Source organism: Cupriavidus sp. 05L310, from assembly GCF_056398185.1.
Genome location: NZ_JBFTOX010000041.1, coordinates 31,523 through 45,312 on the forward strand (window position 1 = coordinate 31,523; position 13,790 = coordinate 45,312).

Genomic DNA, 13,790 nt, shown 5'->3' on the forward strand with positions numbered 1-13,790 from the left:
GCGCCCGGCGTCGGGGGAAAAAGCAAATTGATCGAAGCGATAGGCTCGCTTCACCCCGCCGACTTGAGGTAACGCCCAAGAATGAAGGTCTCTGAAGACTTGTCGCGCGACGCCTTGGGCTTGCGTTTGGCGACCACCTTGAACTGGCGCTTGAACTTCTCCACGATCTGGCTGTAACCGCTGCCATGGAAACACTTTACCAGCAATGAGCCCTCCGGCTTCAGATGCGCCTGGGCAAATTCCAGCGCCAGGTCGCACAAGTAATCGATACGGGCAGCATCGGCAAAGGCTACACCTGACAAATTGGGGGCCATGTCCGACAATACAAGGTCGATCTTTGCGCCGCCGGACGCCTGGAGCACGATTTCCTCCAGCTGCCGGAAAACGTCCTCCTCGCGGAAGTCACCCTGGATGAATGTGACGTCGGCGACCGCCTCCATGGGCAGCAGGTCGATGGCGATCACCGCGCCGTCGATGCCGCCGTCCTTGGCGCGCGGCGAAGCCGCCAGCTTGTTGCGGGCGTACTGGCTCCAGCTGCCGGGGGCAGCGCCCAGGTCGACAATGACCTGGCCGGGACGAATCAGCTTGTCCTGCTCGTCGATCTCCTTCAGCTTATACGCTGCGCGGGCCCGATAGCCCTCGCGCTGCGCCATTTTGACGTAGGGGTCGTTGATATGGTCGTGCAACCACGCCTGATTGAATTTGTTCTTGGCCATTCCGGAGACATCTGTTTGAGAAAAACGCCACCGACCCGCGGTCGACCGTGCGTTTTTCACTCGTTTTGCTGATTTTGCAGCCTGACCGTGCCAGTTTGACGGATAATACGCGCCGATTCGCTTTTTCGGCACTTCAGTGCCTTGGTTTGCGCACCACTTGCGCGCCCATTTGCGCCCTCGCCTGCGCTTTACTTATGCCCGCTCTTCAACTCATTCCCGCCCAGCGCTCCGAACTTCGCTCACGTGCCCATGGCCTCAACCCGGTCGTGATGATCGGCGGCGAGGGCCTGACCCGGCCCGTCCTGGCTGAAATCGACCGCAGCCTGGCGTCTCACGACCTGATCAAGATCCGCGTGTTCGGCGACGACCGCGAAAGCCGCATCGCCATGTACGAAGCCATTTGCGAGGATCTCAGCGCCGCCCCGATCCAGCATATCGGCAAGCTGCTGGTGGTATGGCGCCCGGGTCCGGCCGTCCTGAAGGAAAATCGTCCGCAGGAACTGGGCCGCCTGGCCCCGCGTGGCGGCGCCGCGCCGCGCACCGTGACCGTCAGAAAGCCGAGCGCCGCGCCCAATCGCCGCCCCAAGCGCTCGCAAGTGACGGTGCTGGGCAATGAGCGCGTCACCGCTGGCGGCAACGTCAAGCGTGCGCGTGCCCGTCCGACCAGCCAGAAGAAGAAAGCGCTCGACTGAGCGACTGGCCGGCGCCTCCTGACGCGCGCCGGCTTGATATCGGCGCCCCCACGCGGGGGTCCGCCACACTCCTTGCCGGCTTGCCCTACTCGCCCGCCGAACGCGGTGCCGCCGCGCGCCACACCAGGACCAGTGCAAGCAGGCTGTGCGCCAGGTAGAACACGCTGGACACACCATGCAGCATGCCGAACTGCCCCTTATAGGGGGATTCGGACACGCCCACGCCCAGCGCCGTCGCCTTGTCCTTCAGGTTCTCCATGAAGGGCTGGATGCCGAAGTATCCCACCAGCACGCAAAGCAGCATGCCCAGCACCAGCCAGCGCAGCCCCCGGTAGCGCCTCGCGCCACGGCGGATCATCAGGTTGCATAGCGCCAGTTGCAGCACGCCGACCACCACGCCAAGGATTGCCTCGGTCCGGAACAGCTGCCCGGCGATCAGCCCGGCGGTCTCCCGGCTGGGCAGCACCGAAAACAGCGTCGGGGCCACCATGTAGCCCACGGTCCACAGGCTGCCGGCCCAGACTACGGTCAGCAGGAGAAAGATCCGATGCGGCAGCGGCGGCAGGCTCGAGTAGGAGGAGGAGAACACGCAGCCTCGTTCAGACGTAGCGAACCGTGATGACTTCGTACTCGCGCTCGCCGCCAGGGGCCAGCACGATAGCCACATCGCCCTCGAACTTGCCGATCAGCGCGCGCGCGATAGGCGAGCTGACCGAGATCTTGCCGCTGTCGAGGTCGGCCTCGTCGTCACCGACGATCTGGTAGCTCACGGGCTTGCCCGACTCCAGGTCTTCCAGGTCCACGGTGGCGCCAAACACGATGCGGCCATCGGTATCGAGCTGGGTCGGGTCGATGACTTGCGCGGTCGACAGCTTGGACTCCACCTCCAGGATGCGCCCTTCGATAAAGGCCTGCTTTTCCTTGGCGGCGTCGTATTCGGCGTTTTCGGACAGGTCACCCTGCGCGCGCGCTTCGGAAATGGCATTGATCACCGCGGGACGTTCGACGGCCTTCAGGCGCTGCAGTTCCTCTTTCAGCAGCTCGGCGCCGCGCTTTGTAATCGGAATCGTGCTCATGTCTTCGTTCTGCAAAAAAATGAGCCGCAGCGGAGCTGGAGCCATGCACCGGCATCGCTGCCCGGGGCACTTCCGCTCAACCGCGGCCTTTCAGGTTGTCAGGTTGGATCGACCCATTGCCCGGACGCTTGCCCGGTCGGTGGATCGACAGTATTGCTGTTAGTTTAGGCCATGAGGGCTGCCCGCAGCAACTGCGGGCAGCCCAGGGGGCCCAAAGGGGCCGTCAGGCCAGCGAGGCGTGCAGGCCTTGCAGGTCGTAGACCTCCAGGCTCTGCATGTGCTTCAGACCCTCCACCGCGGCGCGCGCGCCGGCGATGGTGGTGTAGTACGGCACCCGGCTGGCCAGGGCCGAGATACGGATCGAACGCGAGTCGGCGATAGCGGTGCGGGTTTCGTCCACCGTGGTGAACACCAGCGCCAGTTCGCCGTTCTTCAGCATGTCGACGATATGCGGGCGGCCGTCCTTCACCTTGTTGACCACGCGAACCGGGATGCCGGCGGCTTCGATGGCCGAGGCGGTACCGCGGGTGGCAACGATGGGGTAGCCCATATCGTGCAGCATGCGCGCCACGCCCACGGCGTGCGGCTTGTCGCTGTCCTTCACGGTCAGCAGCACCGTGCCCTTCTCCGGCAGGCGCGAACCGGCGGCGAGCTGGCTCTTGAAGAGCGCTTCGCCGAAGGTCTTGCCCACGCCCATCACCTCGCCGGTGGAGCGCATTTCAGGTCCGAGCACCGGGTCGACGCCGGGGAACTTGTTGAACGGGAACACCGCTTCCTTGACGCTGTAGTACGGCGGCACCACTTCGTCATGGATGCCTTGCGAATCCAGCGTCTGGCCGGCCATGCAACGCGCGGCGATCTTGGCCAGCGACAGCCCGGTGGCCTTGGACACGTACGGCACCGTGCGCGAGGCGCGGGGGTTCACTTCCAGCACGTAGACGATATCCTCGCCGTTGACCTGCTGGATGGCGAACTGCACGTTCATCAGGCCGACCACGTTCAGGGCCTTGGCCATGGCGGCGGTCTGGCGCTTGAGCTCGTCCACGGTGGCTTGCGCCAGCGAGTACGGCGGCAGCGAGCAGGCGGAGTCGCCCGAGTGCACGCCGGCTTGCTCGATGTGCTCCATCACGCCGCCGATGAACACGCGCTGGCCGTCGCACAGGGCGTCGACGTCGCACTCGATGGCGTCGTTCAGGAAACGGTCCAGCAGCACCGGGGAATCATGCGACACCTTGACGGCTTCGCGCATATAGCGCTCGAGGTCGCGCGGCTCGTGCACGATTTCCATCGCGCGGCCGCCCAGTACGTACGACGGACGCACCACCAGCGGGTAGCCGATCTCGGTGGCCAGGCGCAGCGCTTCGTCCTCGGCACGCGCGGTGCGGTTGGGCGGCTGGCGCAGGCCCAGCTCATGCAGCAGCTTCTGGAAACGCTCGCGGTCTTCCGCGGCGTCGATCATGTCGGGGCTGGTGCCGATGATGGGCACGCCGTTGGCTTCCAGGTCCAGCGCCAGCTTCAGCGGGGTCTGGCCGCCGTACTGCACGATCACGCCGACCGGTTTTTCCTTGTCGACGATTTCCAGCACGTCTTCCAGCGTCAACGGCTCGAAGTAGAGGCGGTCCGAGGTGTCGTAGTCGGTCGACACGGTTTCCGGGTTGCAGTTGACCATGATGGTCTCGTACCCGTCCTCGCGCAGCGCCAGCGCGGCATGCACGCAGCAGTAGTCGAATTCGATGCCCTGGCCGATCCGGTTCGGACCGCCGCCCAGCACCATGATCTTGCGATTGGTGGTGGGCTCGGCTTCGCACTCGCCATGCTCGGCTTCATACGTGCCGTACATGTAGGCGGTATTGGTGGCGAACTCGGCGGCGCAGGTGTCCACGCGCTTGTACACCGGGCGCACGCCGGCGGCATGGCGCGCGGCGCGCACGGCCTTGGGCTCGGCGCCCATCAGCTTGGCCAGGCGGCGATCCGAGAAGCCCTTCTGCTTCAGGTGGCGCAGCTCGGCGGCCGACAGGCTGTCCAGCTTGCGCGCCTTGACCAGGGTCTCGGTCTTGACGATGTCTTCGATCTGGGCCAGGAACCACGGGTCGATGTCGGTCTCGGCGTGCACTTCTTCCAGCGACATGCCGATACGGAAGGCGTCGCCCACGTACCAGATGCGGTCCGGGCCGGCTTCGCCGATTTCCTCGACGATCTCGTCGCGGTCGGTGGACTTGTCGTCCAGGCCGTCCACGCCGACTTCCAGGCCACGCAGCGCCTTCTGGAACGATTCCTGGAAGGTGCGGCCCATGGCCATCACTTCACCCACGGACTTCATCTGGGTGGTCAGGTGGCTGTCGGCCTGCGGGAATTTCTCGAAGGCGAAACGCGGCACCTTGGTGACCACGTAGTCGATCGACGGCTCGAACGAGGCCGGGGTCGCACCGCCGGTGATCTCGTTCTTCAGCTCGTCCAGCGTGTAGCCCACCGCCAGCTTGGCGGCAACCTTGGCGATCGGGAAGCCGGTGGCCTTGGACGCCAGCGCCGACGAACGCGATACGCGGGGGTTCATCTCGATCACGATCATGCGGCCGTCGGCCGGGTTGATCGAGAACTGCACGTTGGAGCCGCCGGTATCGACGCCGATCTCGCGCAGCACCGCCAGCGAGGCGTTACGCAGGATCTGGTATTCCTTGTCGGTCAGGGTCTGGGCCGGCGCCACCGTGATGGAGTCGCCGGTGTGGATGCCCATCGGGTCCAGGTTCTCGATCGAGCAGATGATGATGCAGTTGTCCTTTTTGTCGCGGACCACTTCCATCTCATACTCTTTCCAGCCCAGCAGCGATTCTTCGATCAGCAGTTCGCGGGTCGGCGAGAGATCCAGGCCGCGCTTGCAGATTTCCTCGAATTCCTCGCGGTTGTAAGCGATGCCGCCGCCGGAGCCGCCCAGCGTGAACGACGGGCGGATCACGATGGGGTAGCCGCCGGTCGCGGTTTCCTTGGCGATCTGCGTCTGCACGGCCAGTGCTTCTTCCATCGAGTGGGCGATGCCGGACTTGGCCGAACCCAGGCCGATCTTGGTCATCGCCTCCTTGAACTTCTGGCGGTCCTCGGCCTTGTCGATGGCTTCCGGCGACGCGCCGATCAGCTCGACCTTGTACTTGTCCAGCACGCCATGGCGGTGCAGGTCCAGCGCGCAGTTCAGCGCGGTCTGGCCGCCCATGGTCGGCAGGATCGCGTCGGGACGCTCTTTCTCAATGATGCGCTCGACCACTTCCCAGGTAATCGGCTCGATGTAGGTCACATCGGCCGTGTTGGGATCGGTCATGATCGTGGCCGGATTGGAGTTGACCAGGATGACCTTGAAGCCTTCCTCGCGCAGCGCCTTGCAGGCCTGGGCGCCGGAATAGTCGAACTCGCACGCCTGCCCGATGATGATGGGGCCGGCGCCGATGATCAGGATGCTCTTTATGTCTGTGCGCTTTGGCATTGCACGCTCTCATTATTGGCCGGTCCCCACGTTCGCGCGGACCGCACCGGATATCAGGATTCGATTCAGTTCAGGGTGGCCGTCGCCAGCTTGGCGCCGAAGCCGATGAACATGGCGCCCACACCGCTCGCCATGCCCGCCGACAGGCGTCGTCGGCGGCGAAACGCCTCGGCCAGCCTGGCGCCCACGAAGATAATCGCGGTCAGGTAGGCGAAGCTGCACAACTGGCACACCAGCCCCAGCGCGACAAAGGACAGCGCCGGATAGCCGAACTGCGGATCGACGAACTGGATGAAGAAGGAGATGAAGAACAGGATGGCCTTGGGGTTGAGCAGGCTCACCACCAGCGCCTTGCGGAACGGGCTGACGGCACGGTCCACGGGCATCTCGCCCTGTGCCGCCGTCCCGCTATCGCTGCCGCGGCTGGACCAGCCGCGCACGGCACCGCGCAGCATCTGGAAACCGATCCAGCCGAGGTAAGCGGCACCGATGTACTTCACCACGTAGAACAGGCCCGGGCTGGCCTTCAGCAGCGAGGCCACCCCCGCTGCCGACAGCACCATCAGGATGGCATCGCCCAGGAACACCCCGCAGGCGCCCTTGTAGCCTTCGCGCACGCCACGCTGCGCGGCGACGGAAAGCACATACATCGAATTCGGGCCCGGCAGCAGCACGATAAAAATCGTGCCGAGCACAAAGGTCCAGAAATCGGTAATGCCCAGCGCGGTATGCATGAAGGCGTTCATGGGATCGTCCTGCGGTCTGCCTGTCTACTAATCTTCTCGTCTTGACTTCTTCGCTGCGCGCTTACTGGCGTGCGTCCGCCATCATCTTGGTGAAGCGGTCGAACAGGTAAGCCACGTCGTTCGGGCCCGGCGAGGCTTCCGGATGGCCCTGGAAGCAGAAGGCGGGCTTGTCGGTCAGCGCGAAACCTTGCAACGAACCGTCGAACAGCGACACGTGGGTGGTGCGCACGTTGGCAGGCAGGGTATCGGCGTCCACCGCGAAACCGTGGTTTTGCGAGGTGATCACCACACGGCCGTCGTCCACGTCCTTCACCGGATGGTTCGCGCCATGATGGCCGAACTTCATCTTCAGCGTCTTGGCGCCAACTGCCAGCGCCATGATCTGGTGCCCCAGGCAAATGCCGAAGGTGGGGATGCCGCGTTCGATGAACTCGCGGGTAGCGCGGATCGCGTAGTCGCAAGGCTCGGGGTCGCCGGGGCCGTTCGACAGGAAGATGCCATCCGGGTTGAGCGCCAGCGCGTCGGCGGCGCTGGCTTGCGCCGGCAGCACGGTCACCTTGCAGCCGCGTTCCGCCAGCATGCGCAGGATGTTGAACTTGACGCCGTAGTCAAAAGCCACCACGTGGAAGCGCGGCGACGCCAGCTTGCCGTAGCCGGCACCCAGCGCCCATTCGGTCTGGCTCCACTCGTACGGTTCCTTGACCGAAACCACCTTGGCCAGGTCCATGCCGGCCAGGCCGGGGAAGGAGCGCGCCAGGTCGATGGCCTTCTGCACATTGTCCTCGCCAGCCAGGATGCAGCCGTTCTGGGCACCCTTCTCGCGCAGGATACGGGTCAGCTTGCGGGTATCGATGCCGGCGATCGCCACCACCTTTTCCTGCTTCAGGTAATGGCCGAGGGAATGTTCCTTGCGGAAGTTGGAGGCCAGAAGCGGCAGATCCTTGATGATCAGGCCGGCGGCATGGACTTTCGTGGCTTCGACATCCTCAGAATTGACCCCGACATTGCCGATATGCGGATACGTCAGCGTGACGATCTGCCGGGAATAGCTGGGGTCGGTGAGGATTTCCTGGTAACCGGTCAGAGCGGTGTTGAACACCACTTCGCCGATGGTATGGCCGGAAGCGCCAATGGAATAGCCACGAAAGACCGTGCCGTCTGCAAGCGCGAGAATGGCGGACGGAAAAGACGGTAACACGGGTAGGCTCCTGCTGGATTCACCCCGTGACCGACCTGCTCAACGCCTCTTGCCCCGTTGTCCGGCGGGGCGACAGGCAGCGTGATGGACGCGATGCTTGTCGCCGGGGCCGTTCGCCTGGTGCTCGATACGCCACACAAATTAGTGCAGCGGAGCCAAGGCGAAATGGGGGCGGCGGAAGGTGGAATTCGGTAGGCGCTAGGGTGAGGGGTTCTGAAAGCGAAACTTTTGGATTATACCCCGCGCCACCCATTTTCTCAAGTTATCAAGGACTTGCGGACGCGGCAGGGCCGCTGCGCGCGCCCGCCGGCAGGCCGGAACGCCCGGCCGGCACCGCTCATTCGCTGGCAGGCACCACCGCCGTCACCTCGATCTCCACCTTGGCGCGGGCCTCCACCAGATCGGCGACCTCGACCGCCGTCATGGCCGGGAAGTGACGCCCGATGGTGGCCCGGTAGTGCTCGCCGATGGCGCGGTAGGCGGCGACATATTCCACCTTGTCCTTCACGTACCAGGTCATGCGCACGATGTGATCGGGACGCGCCCCACCCGCGGCCAGCACCGCCACGATGTTGCGCAGCGCCTGGCCGACCTGCTCGGCGAAGTCATCGGTTTCGAACTCGCACTGGCCGTTCCAGCCGATCTGGCCGCCGACGAAGAGCAGGCGGCTGCCCACCTGCATCTCGGTCATGATGCCGTTCGAGTAGCCGCGCGGCGCGGCCCAGTCTGGTGGCTGGAGAATCTTCATGGTCGGTCTTCCGTAATCAGTGATTGGGATCTGGTTGGTTCGCACCACGCCCCGGACGGGCGCATGGGTGCGGGATGTCAGGTGGCGCGCTTACCGCGCCGCGGCTTCTTGCCCTGGCGCCAGGAAGCGCTCCATGCCCGCGCGGACCTCCGGCGGCAGCGCGCGCGGCATCATTTCGCCGGTATCGACGCACACCAGGCGCTGGGCGATCTCCACGCGGAGGTCCGCGGCAGGCCCGACGAAGCGCACCTGCAAGGAGAAACTGGTGCGCCCCAGCCGCGTCACACGCAGCTCCCGCGTCAGCAACTCGCCCAGCCGGCTGGGCGCCACGAAGCGGCAGGACACTTCCGCCGTCGGCACGCCGGCCTGTGCCGCGCCATGCATGGCGTCGAAGGACCAGCCCAGTGCCTCCCGAAACCAGTCCTCGACCAGGTCGTTAAGCATCTCGAAGTAGCGCGGGAAGAACACGATGCCGGCGGCGTCGCAGTCCTTGAAGCGCACCCGCACGGTGTTGGTGAACACTTCGCTCACGGCTGGCGCCCTCCTCCGGCCGCGCCGGCCTGCTCCGCCATCTGCCGCAACCGGAAGCGCTGCAGCTTGCCGGTCTCGGTGCGCGGCAGCGCATCGACGAAGATCACCCGGCGCGGATACTTGTACGGCGCGATCTCGGCCTTGACGTAGGCCTGCAGCACGGCGCACATCTCCTCGCCGGCCACCACGCCGGGGCGCAGCACCACGTAGGCGGCGACGACCTGCCCGCGCTCGGGATCGGCCATGCCGACGACGCCGCATTCGGCCACCGCTTCGTGCCGCATCAGCGCGCTTTCCACTTCCGGCCCGGCAATGTTGTAGCCGGCCGAGACGATCATGTCGTCGGAACGCGCCTGGTAGTAGTAGTAGCCGTCGGCATCGGCCATGAAGGTGTCGCCCGGCAGGTTCCAGCCGTCCCTCACATAGCTGGCCTGGCGCGGGTCGTCCAAATAGCGGCAGCCGGTGGGACCGCGCACCGCCAGCTTGCCGACCGTGCCGGGCGGCACCGGTTGCATCGACTCGTCGACAATCTGCGCGACATAGCCCGGCACCACCTTGCCGATGGCGCCCGGCCGGACTTGCGCGCCGGCGCTGGAAATGAAGATATGCATCATCTCGGTGCCGCCGATCCCGTCTGTCATCTCGATGCCCGTGGCCGCCTTCCAGCTCTGGCGCGTCGCATCGGGCAGCGCCTCGCCGGCCGAGACGCTCTTCTTCAAGCTGGAGATGTCATACCCCGGCGCCAGCGCCGCCATCTGCCGGTAGAAGGTCGGCGCGGTGAACACGATCGTCGCGCGCCAGGACTGGATCAACGCAAGCAGGCTCTCGGGCGTGAGCCGCTCGGCCAGCACGGTGGACGCCCCGACCCGCAGCGGAAAGCACAGGATGCCGCCCAGGCCGAAGGTAAAGGCCAGCGGCGGGGTGCCGCAGAAGATGTCGTCCGGCCCCGGCTTGAGCACATGACGCGGAAACAGGTCGCACATGGCGATCACATCGCGGTGGAAATGCACCGTGCCCTTGGGCTGGCCGGTAGTCCCGCTGGTGAAGGCGATCAGGCAGATGTCGTCGCTAGCGGTATCGCACGCGTCGAACGACTCGGGCTTGCCGGCCATGGCGGCTTCCACCGAGTCTGCGCCGCTGCCGTTGAAGTAGCGCACCTGCGCCAGGCTCGGGCAATAGTGCTCGTTGCCGGGATCCAGATTGGCTTCGAGTTCTTCGCGCAGGCGCTCGTCGCACAACGCCGCGCTGACCGCGGCACGGTCGATCACCTGCTTGAGTTCCTTGGCGCGCAGCAACGGCATGGTCGGCACCGCGATCAGCCCCGCCTTGACCACCGCCAGCCAGCACGCTGCCATCATCAGGTTGTTGGGGCCGCGCAGCAGCACGCGATTGCCCGGCACCAGCTCCATATCGCCGGTCAGCACGTGGGCGATGCGGTTGGAGAGCGCTGCCAGTTCGGCATAGCTGACGGTGCGATGGGCGCCGTCCTGCTCGTAGCGGATCGCGATGCGCTCGCCCCGCCCTTCGCGCACATGGCGCTCGACCAGTTCCAGCGCGCAGTTCATGCGCTCCGGATATTGCGTGTCCGCGTTGAACAGCAGTTCCGGCCACTGCTGCGGGGGCGGCAGGCGGTCGCGTGCAAAGGTATCTAGGTGGGCTGTGCTCGCCATGGTTGTCTCCGCTTCCTTCATTCTGGTGATGCTGGTAAGGGCTGTCCGGCCGCGTCGATCACGCTATGCGCGATGCTGTGCCAGCGTTTCGCGCGCGATGATCAGCTTCTGCACTTCGGTGGCGCCTTCGTAGATCCGCAGCGAGCGGATCTCCCGGTACAGGCTCTCCACGCGCGTGCCCACCTTGACGCCGAGCCCACCGAACATCTGCACGGCGCGGTCGATGACCTGCTGCGCGTTCTCGGTGGCCACCATCTTGGCCATCGCCGCTTCGCGCGTGGTGCGCACACCCGCCACATCGCGCAGCCACGCGGCGCGGTAGGTCAGCAGCGCGGCCGAGTCGATGGCGGTGGCCATGTCGCCGATTGCCGCCTGGGTCAGTTGCAGGTCGGCCAGCACGCCGCCGAACATGGGCCGCGCGGTGGCGCGCGCGAGTGCTTCGTCAAGCGCGGCGCGGCCGAAGCCCAGCGAGGCGGCCGCCACCGAGGCGCGGAAGATATCCAGCGTCATCATGGCCACTTTGAAGCCCTGCCCTGCTTCGCCCAGCCGCGCGCCAACCGGCACCCGGCAGTTCTCGAAACGCAGCGTGGCAAGCGGGTGCGGCGCCATGACATCGATCCGCTCGGCGATGGTCAGGCCCGGCGTGTCCGCGTCCACCACGAAGGCGGAGATGCCGCGCGCGCCCGGCGCTTCACCGGTGCGGGCGAACACGCAGTAGAAGTCGGCGATGCCGCCGTTGGAGATCCAGGTCTTCTCGCCATCGATCACGTAATGATCGCCGTCCAGTACCGCGCGGCATTGCATTGCCGCCACGTCGGACCCGGCGTCGGGCTCGGACAGGGCGAACGCAGCGATCGCCTCGCCGCGCGCCACGCGCGGCAGGTAGCGCTCGCGCATGGCGTCGCTGCCGGCCAGCGTGATGGCGCCGCTGCCCAGGCCCTGCATGGCGAAGGCGAAATCGGCCAGGCCGTCGTGACGGGCAAGCGTCTCGCGCAGCAGGCACAGCGAGCGCGAGTCGAGCGTTTCGAGCGCGCCGCCATAAGCAGCGGGCACGCAGTAGCGCAGCCAGCCGGCCTCGCCAAGCTGGCGCACCAGCGCGCGGCAGGCGGCGTCGGTGTCGCTGTGATCGACCGCGAGCGAGGCCGTGGCCCACGCGTCGAGCCGTTGTTCCAGTTCGCGGTGCGCGTCGCCGAAGAACGGCAGGGCGAGATAGCTTTTGTCGGACATGAAGTTTGTACCCTTTCAGTCGCCTTCGAACACGGGCCGCGTCTTGGCTACGAACGCGTCGTAGGCCCGGCGGAAGTCCTTGGTCTGCATGCAGATGGCCTGCGCCTCGGCCTCGGCCTCGATGGCTTCGTCCAGGCCCATGTTCCATTCCTGGTGCAGCAGCTTCTTGGTCACGCCGTGGGCGAAGGTGGGCCCGGCGGCGATTTGCGCGGCCAGCGACTGGGCTTCGGCGAGTACCGCCTCCGGTGCGTGCAAGGCGTTGAAGAAGCCCCATTGCAGCCCTTCCTGCGCAGTCATCGCCCGGCCGGTGTACAGCAGCTCGCTGGCACGGCCTTGTCCGATCACGCGCGGCAGCAGCGAGCAGGCGCCCATGTCCGCGCCCGCCAGGCCTACCCGCACGAACAGGAAGGCGGTCTTCGCCTGCTCGGTGCCCAGCCGCATATCCGAGGCCAGCGCCATCATCGCGCCGGCGCCCGCGCAGATGCCGTCGACGGCGCTGATGACCGGTTGCGGGCAAGCCCGCATGGCCTTGATCAGGTCGCCGGTCATGCGCGTGAACTCGAGCAGCTCGGGCATGGTCATGCGGGTGAGCGGGCCGATGATTTCGTGGACGTCGCCGCCCGAGCAGAAGTTGCCGCCGGCGCCGGTGATCACCACGGTCTTGATGTCCGTGGCGTAGCACAGCGCGCGGAACAGATCGCGCAGTTCGGCGTAGGAATCGAAGGTGAGCGGGTTCTTGCGCTCGGGGCGGTTCAGCGTCACGGTGCCGACCTTGCCGTCGGCCGAGACCGACCACAGGAAGTGCTGCGGCTGGTAGCCGGCAAAGCTGCGCTTGTGGTGGCGCATGTCCAGTGCTATTTCACTCATCTCGTTTCTCGCTTGCCTGTTCTGGTTTTCTCGAATTCGTTCGGGATCAACCCGCCATGACCTCGCCGCCGGCCACTGCGATGGCCTGCCCGGTGACCGCGCTGGCGGTGGGCTGGCACAGCCATGCGACCGCGTCAGCCACCTCGTCCGGCTGCACCAGCCTGCCCTGCGGATTGCCCTTGGACAACTCGGCCCGGGCCTGCGCCTCGGTGCGGCCGGTCTTGCCCATGATATTGGCGACCGCGTCGCGCACGATGTCGGTCTCGGTATAGCCAGGGCAGACCGCATTGACGGTCACGCCGCTGCTCGCAACTTCCAGCGCCAGCGAGCGGGTCAGTCCGATCACGCCATGCTTGGCCGCGCAGTAGGCGCTGACATAGCCGTAGCCAACCAGCCCGGCCGTGCTGGCCACATTGACGATGCGGCCCCAGCCGCGTTCCAGCATGCCCGGCAGCGCTGCCTGCGTGCAGAGGAAAGTGCCGGTCAGGTTGACCTCGAGCATGGATTGCCACAGGGCGAGATCCGTCCTGGCGAAGCTCGCGCTGCGCGCCTGCCCGGCATTGTTGATCAGCAGGTCGATCGGGCCCGCGCGGCCGGATGCTTCCGCGAACGCCGCCGCCACGCTGTCGGCCTGCGAAATATCCGCCGTCACCGTGCCGAGCATGGCGGGCGCGACGACCGCCTCGGCGAGCGCATCGGCTGTCGCTGCCAGCGTGGCCGCGTCGCGCCCCAGCAAGGTGACGCTGGCGCCTTGCGCGAGCAGGCGGCGCGCAATGGCCGCGCCGATGCCGCGTCCGCCACCGGTGACCAGCGCGTGCCGGCCCTGCAGGGAATGATAGGCGCTCAT

Annotated in this window: 13 protein-coding genes; 1 reads left to right on the forward strand and 12 read right to left on the reverse strand. The window is 66.1% G+C overall.

Going from position 1 to position 13,790, the window contains the following annotated elements:
• Positions 1-50: 50 nt before the first annotated feature.
• Positions 51-716, reverse strand: coding sequence for an RlmE family RNA methyltransferase (locus AC1DS6_RS27080; protein ID WP_035860545.1), 666 nt, complete (start codon positions 714-716; stop codon positions 51-53).
• 194 nt (positions 717-910) lie between these two features.
• Here AC1DS6_RS27080 and AC1DS6_RS27085 point away from each other — a divergent pair, with 194 nt between their 5' ends.
• Positions 911-1,408: a YhbY family RNA-binding protein gene (locus AC1DS6_RS27085; protein ID WP_035860547.1), complete on the forward strand. Its 498-nt coding sequence runs from the start codon at positions 911-913 to the stop codon at positions 1,406-1,408.
• 85 nt (positions 1,409-1,493) lie between these two features.
• Here AC1DS6_RS27085 and AC1DS6_RS27090 read toward each other — a convergent pair whose 3' ends face one another.
• From AC1DS6_RS27090 to AC1DS6_RS27140, 11 genes are all read right to left on the reverse strand, one after another.
• Positions 1,494-1,997, reverse strand: a complete 504-nt coding sequence (locus AC1DS6_RS27090; protein ID WP_035860548.1) for a DUF4149 domain-containing protein — start codon at positions 1,995-1,997, stop codon at positions 1,494-1,496.
• Positions 1,998-2,007: 10 nt separating this feature from the next.
• A complete protein-coding gene (gene greA, locus AC1DS6_RS27095) occupies positions 2,008-2,484 on the reverse strand; it encodes a transcription elongation factor GreA (RefSeq protein ID WP_035860659.1) in 477 nt (158 codons plus the stop codon).
• A gap of 223 nt (positions 2,485-2,707) precedes the next feature.
• Positions 2,708-5,956, reverse strand: coding sequence for a carbamoyl-phosphate synthase large subunit (gene carB, locus AC1DS6_RS27100; protein ID WP_441627462.1), 3,249 nt, complete (start codon positions 5,954-5,956; stop codon positions 2,708-2,710).
• Positions 5,957-6,021: 65 nt separating this feature from the next.
• The gene (leuE, locus tag AC1DS6_RS27105; RefSeq protein ID WP_441627464.1) at positions 6,022-6,702 is read right to left on the reverse strand and encodes a leucine efflux protein LeuE; all 681 of its coding nucleotides are present in this window, start codon (positions 6,700-6,702) and stop codon (positions 6,022-6,024) included.
• 61 nt (positions 6,703-6,763) lie between these two features.
• Positions 6,764-7,900 carry a glutamine-hydrolyzing carbamoyl-phosphate synthase small subunit gene (gene carA / locus AC1DS6_RS27110; protein WP_441627466.1) on the reverse strand — a complete coding sequence of 379 codons (1,137 nt, stop codon included), beginning with the start codon at positions 7,898-7,900 and terminating at the stop codon, positions 6,764-6,766.
• Between the two features lie 337 nt (positions 7,901-8,237).
• Positions 8,238-8,648: a RidA family protein gene (locus tag AC1DS6_RS27115; protein WP_035860557.1), complete on the reverse strand. Its 411-nt coding sequence runs from the start codon at positions 8,646-8,648 to the stop codon at positions 8,238-8,240.
• Between the two features lie 90 nt (positions 8,649-8,738).
• Entirely contained in the window at positions 8,739-9,179 is a 441-nt protein-coding gene (locus AC1DS6_RS27120; RefSeq protein WP_441627468.1) for an acyl-CoA thioesterase, read from the reverse strand.
• On the reverse strand, positions 9,176-10,849 hold the full coding sequence (locus tag AC1DS6_RS27125; protein WP_477103525.1) for an AMP-binding protein: 1,674 nt from the start codon (positions 10,847-10,849) through the stop codon (positions 9,176-9,178). The genes AC1DS6_RS27120 and AC1DS6_RS27125 overlap by 4 nt, the downstream gene beginning before the upstream one ends.
• A gap of 63 nt (positions 10,850-10,912) precedes the next feature.
• Positions 10,913-12,076: an acyl-CoA dehydrogenase family protein gene (locus AC1DS6_RS27130; protein WP_477103526.1), complete on the reverse strand. Its 1,164-nt coding sequence runs from the start codon at positions 12,074-12,076 to the stop codon at positions 10,913-10,915.
• 15 nt (positions 12,077-12,091) lie between these two features.
• Positions 12,092-12,943 carry an enoyl-CoA hydratase family protein gene (locus AC1DS6_RS27135; protein WP_477103527.1) on the reverse strand — a complete coding sequence of 284 codons (852 nt, stop codon included), beginning with the start codon at positions 12,941-12,943 and terminating at the stop codon, positions 12,092-12,094.
• Between the two features lie 46 nt (positions 12,944-12,989).
• Positions 12,990-13,790, reverse strand: coding sequence for an SDR family NAD(P)-dependent oxidoreductase (locus AC1DS6_RS27140; protein ID WP_477103528.1), 801 nt, complete (start codon positions 13,788-13,790; stop codon positions 12,990-12,992).

What these genes read in the sequence shown, in the direction of transcription:
- AC1DS6_RS27080 (WP_035860545.1), bottom strand. Translation starts at nt 716, where the DNA reads ATGGCCAAGAACAAATTCAATCAGGCGTGGTTGCACGACCATATCAAC.
- AC1DS6_RS27085 (WP_035860547.1), top strand. Translation starts at nt 911, where the DNA reads ATGCCCGCTCTTCAACTCATTCCCGCCCAGCGCTCCGAACTTCGCTCA.
- greA (WP_035860659.1), bottom strand. Translation starts at nt 2,484, where the DNA reads ATGAGCACGATTCCGATTACAAAGCGCGGCGCCGAGCTGCTGAAAGAG.
- carB (WP_441627462.1), bottom strand. Translation starts at nt 5,956, where the DNA reads ATGCCAAAGCGCACAGACATAAAGAGCATCCTGATCATCGGCGCCGGC.
- leuE (WP_441627464.1), bottom strand. Translation starts at nt 6,702, where the DNA reads ATGAACGCCTTCATGCATACCGCGCTGGGCATTACCGATTTCTGGACC.
- AC1DS6_RS27115 (WP_035860557.1), bottom strand. Translation starts at nt 8,648, where the DNA reads ATGAAGATTCTCCAGCCACCAGACTGGGCCGCGCCGCGCGGCTACTCG.
- AC1DS6_RS27125 (WP_477103525.1), bottom strand. Translation starts at nt 10,849, where the DNA reads ATGGCGAGCACAGCCCACCTAGATACCTTTGCACGCGACCGCCTGCCG.
- AC1DS6_RS27130 (WP_477103526.1), bottom strand. Translation starts at nt 12,076, where the DNA reads ATGTCCGACAAAAGCTATCTCGCCCTGCCGTTCTTCGGCGACGCGCAC.
- AC1DS6_RS27135 (WP_477103527.1), bottom strand. Translation starts at nt 12,943, where the DNA reads ATGAGTGAAATAGCACTGGACATGCGCCACCACAAGCGCAGCTTTGCC.
- AC1DS6_RS27140 (WP_477103528.1), bottom strand. Translation starts at nt 13,790, where the DNA reads ATGAGCGCCTATCATTCCCTGCAGGGCCGGCACGCGCTGGTCACCGGT.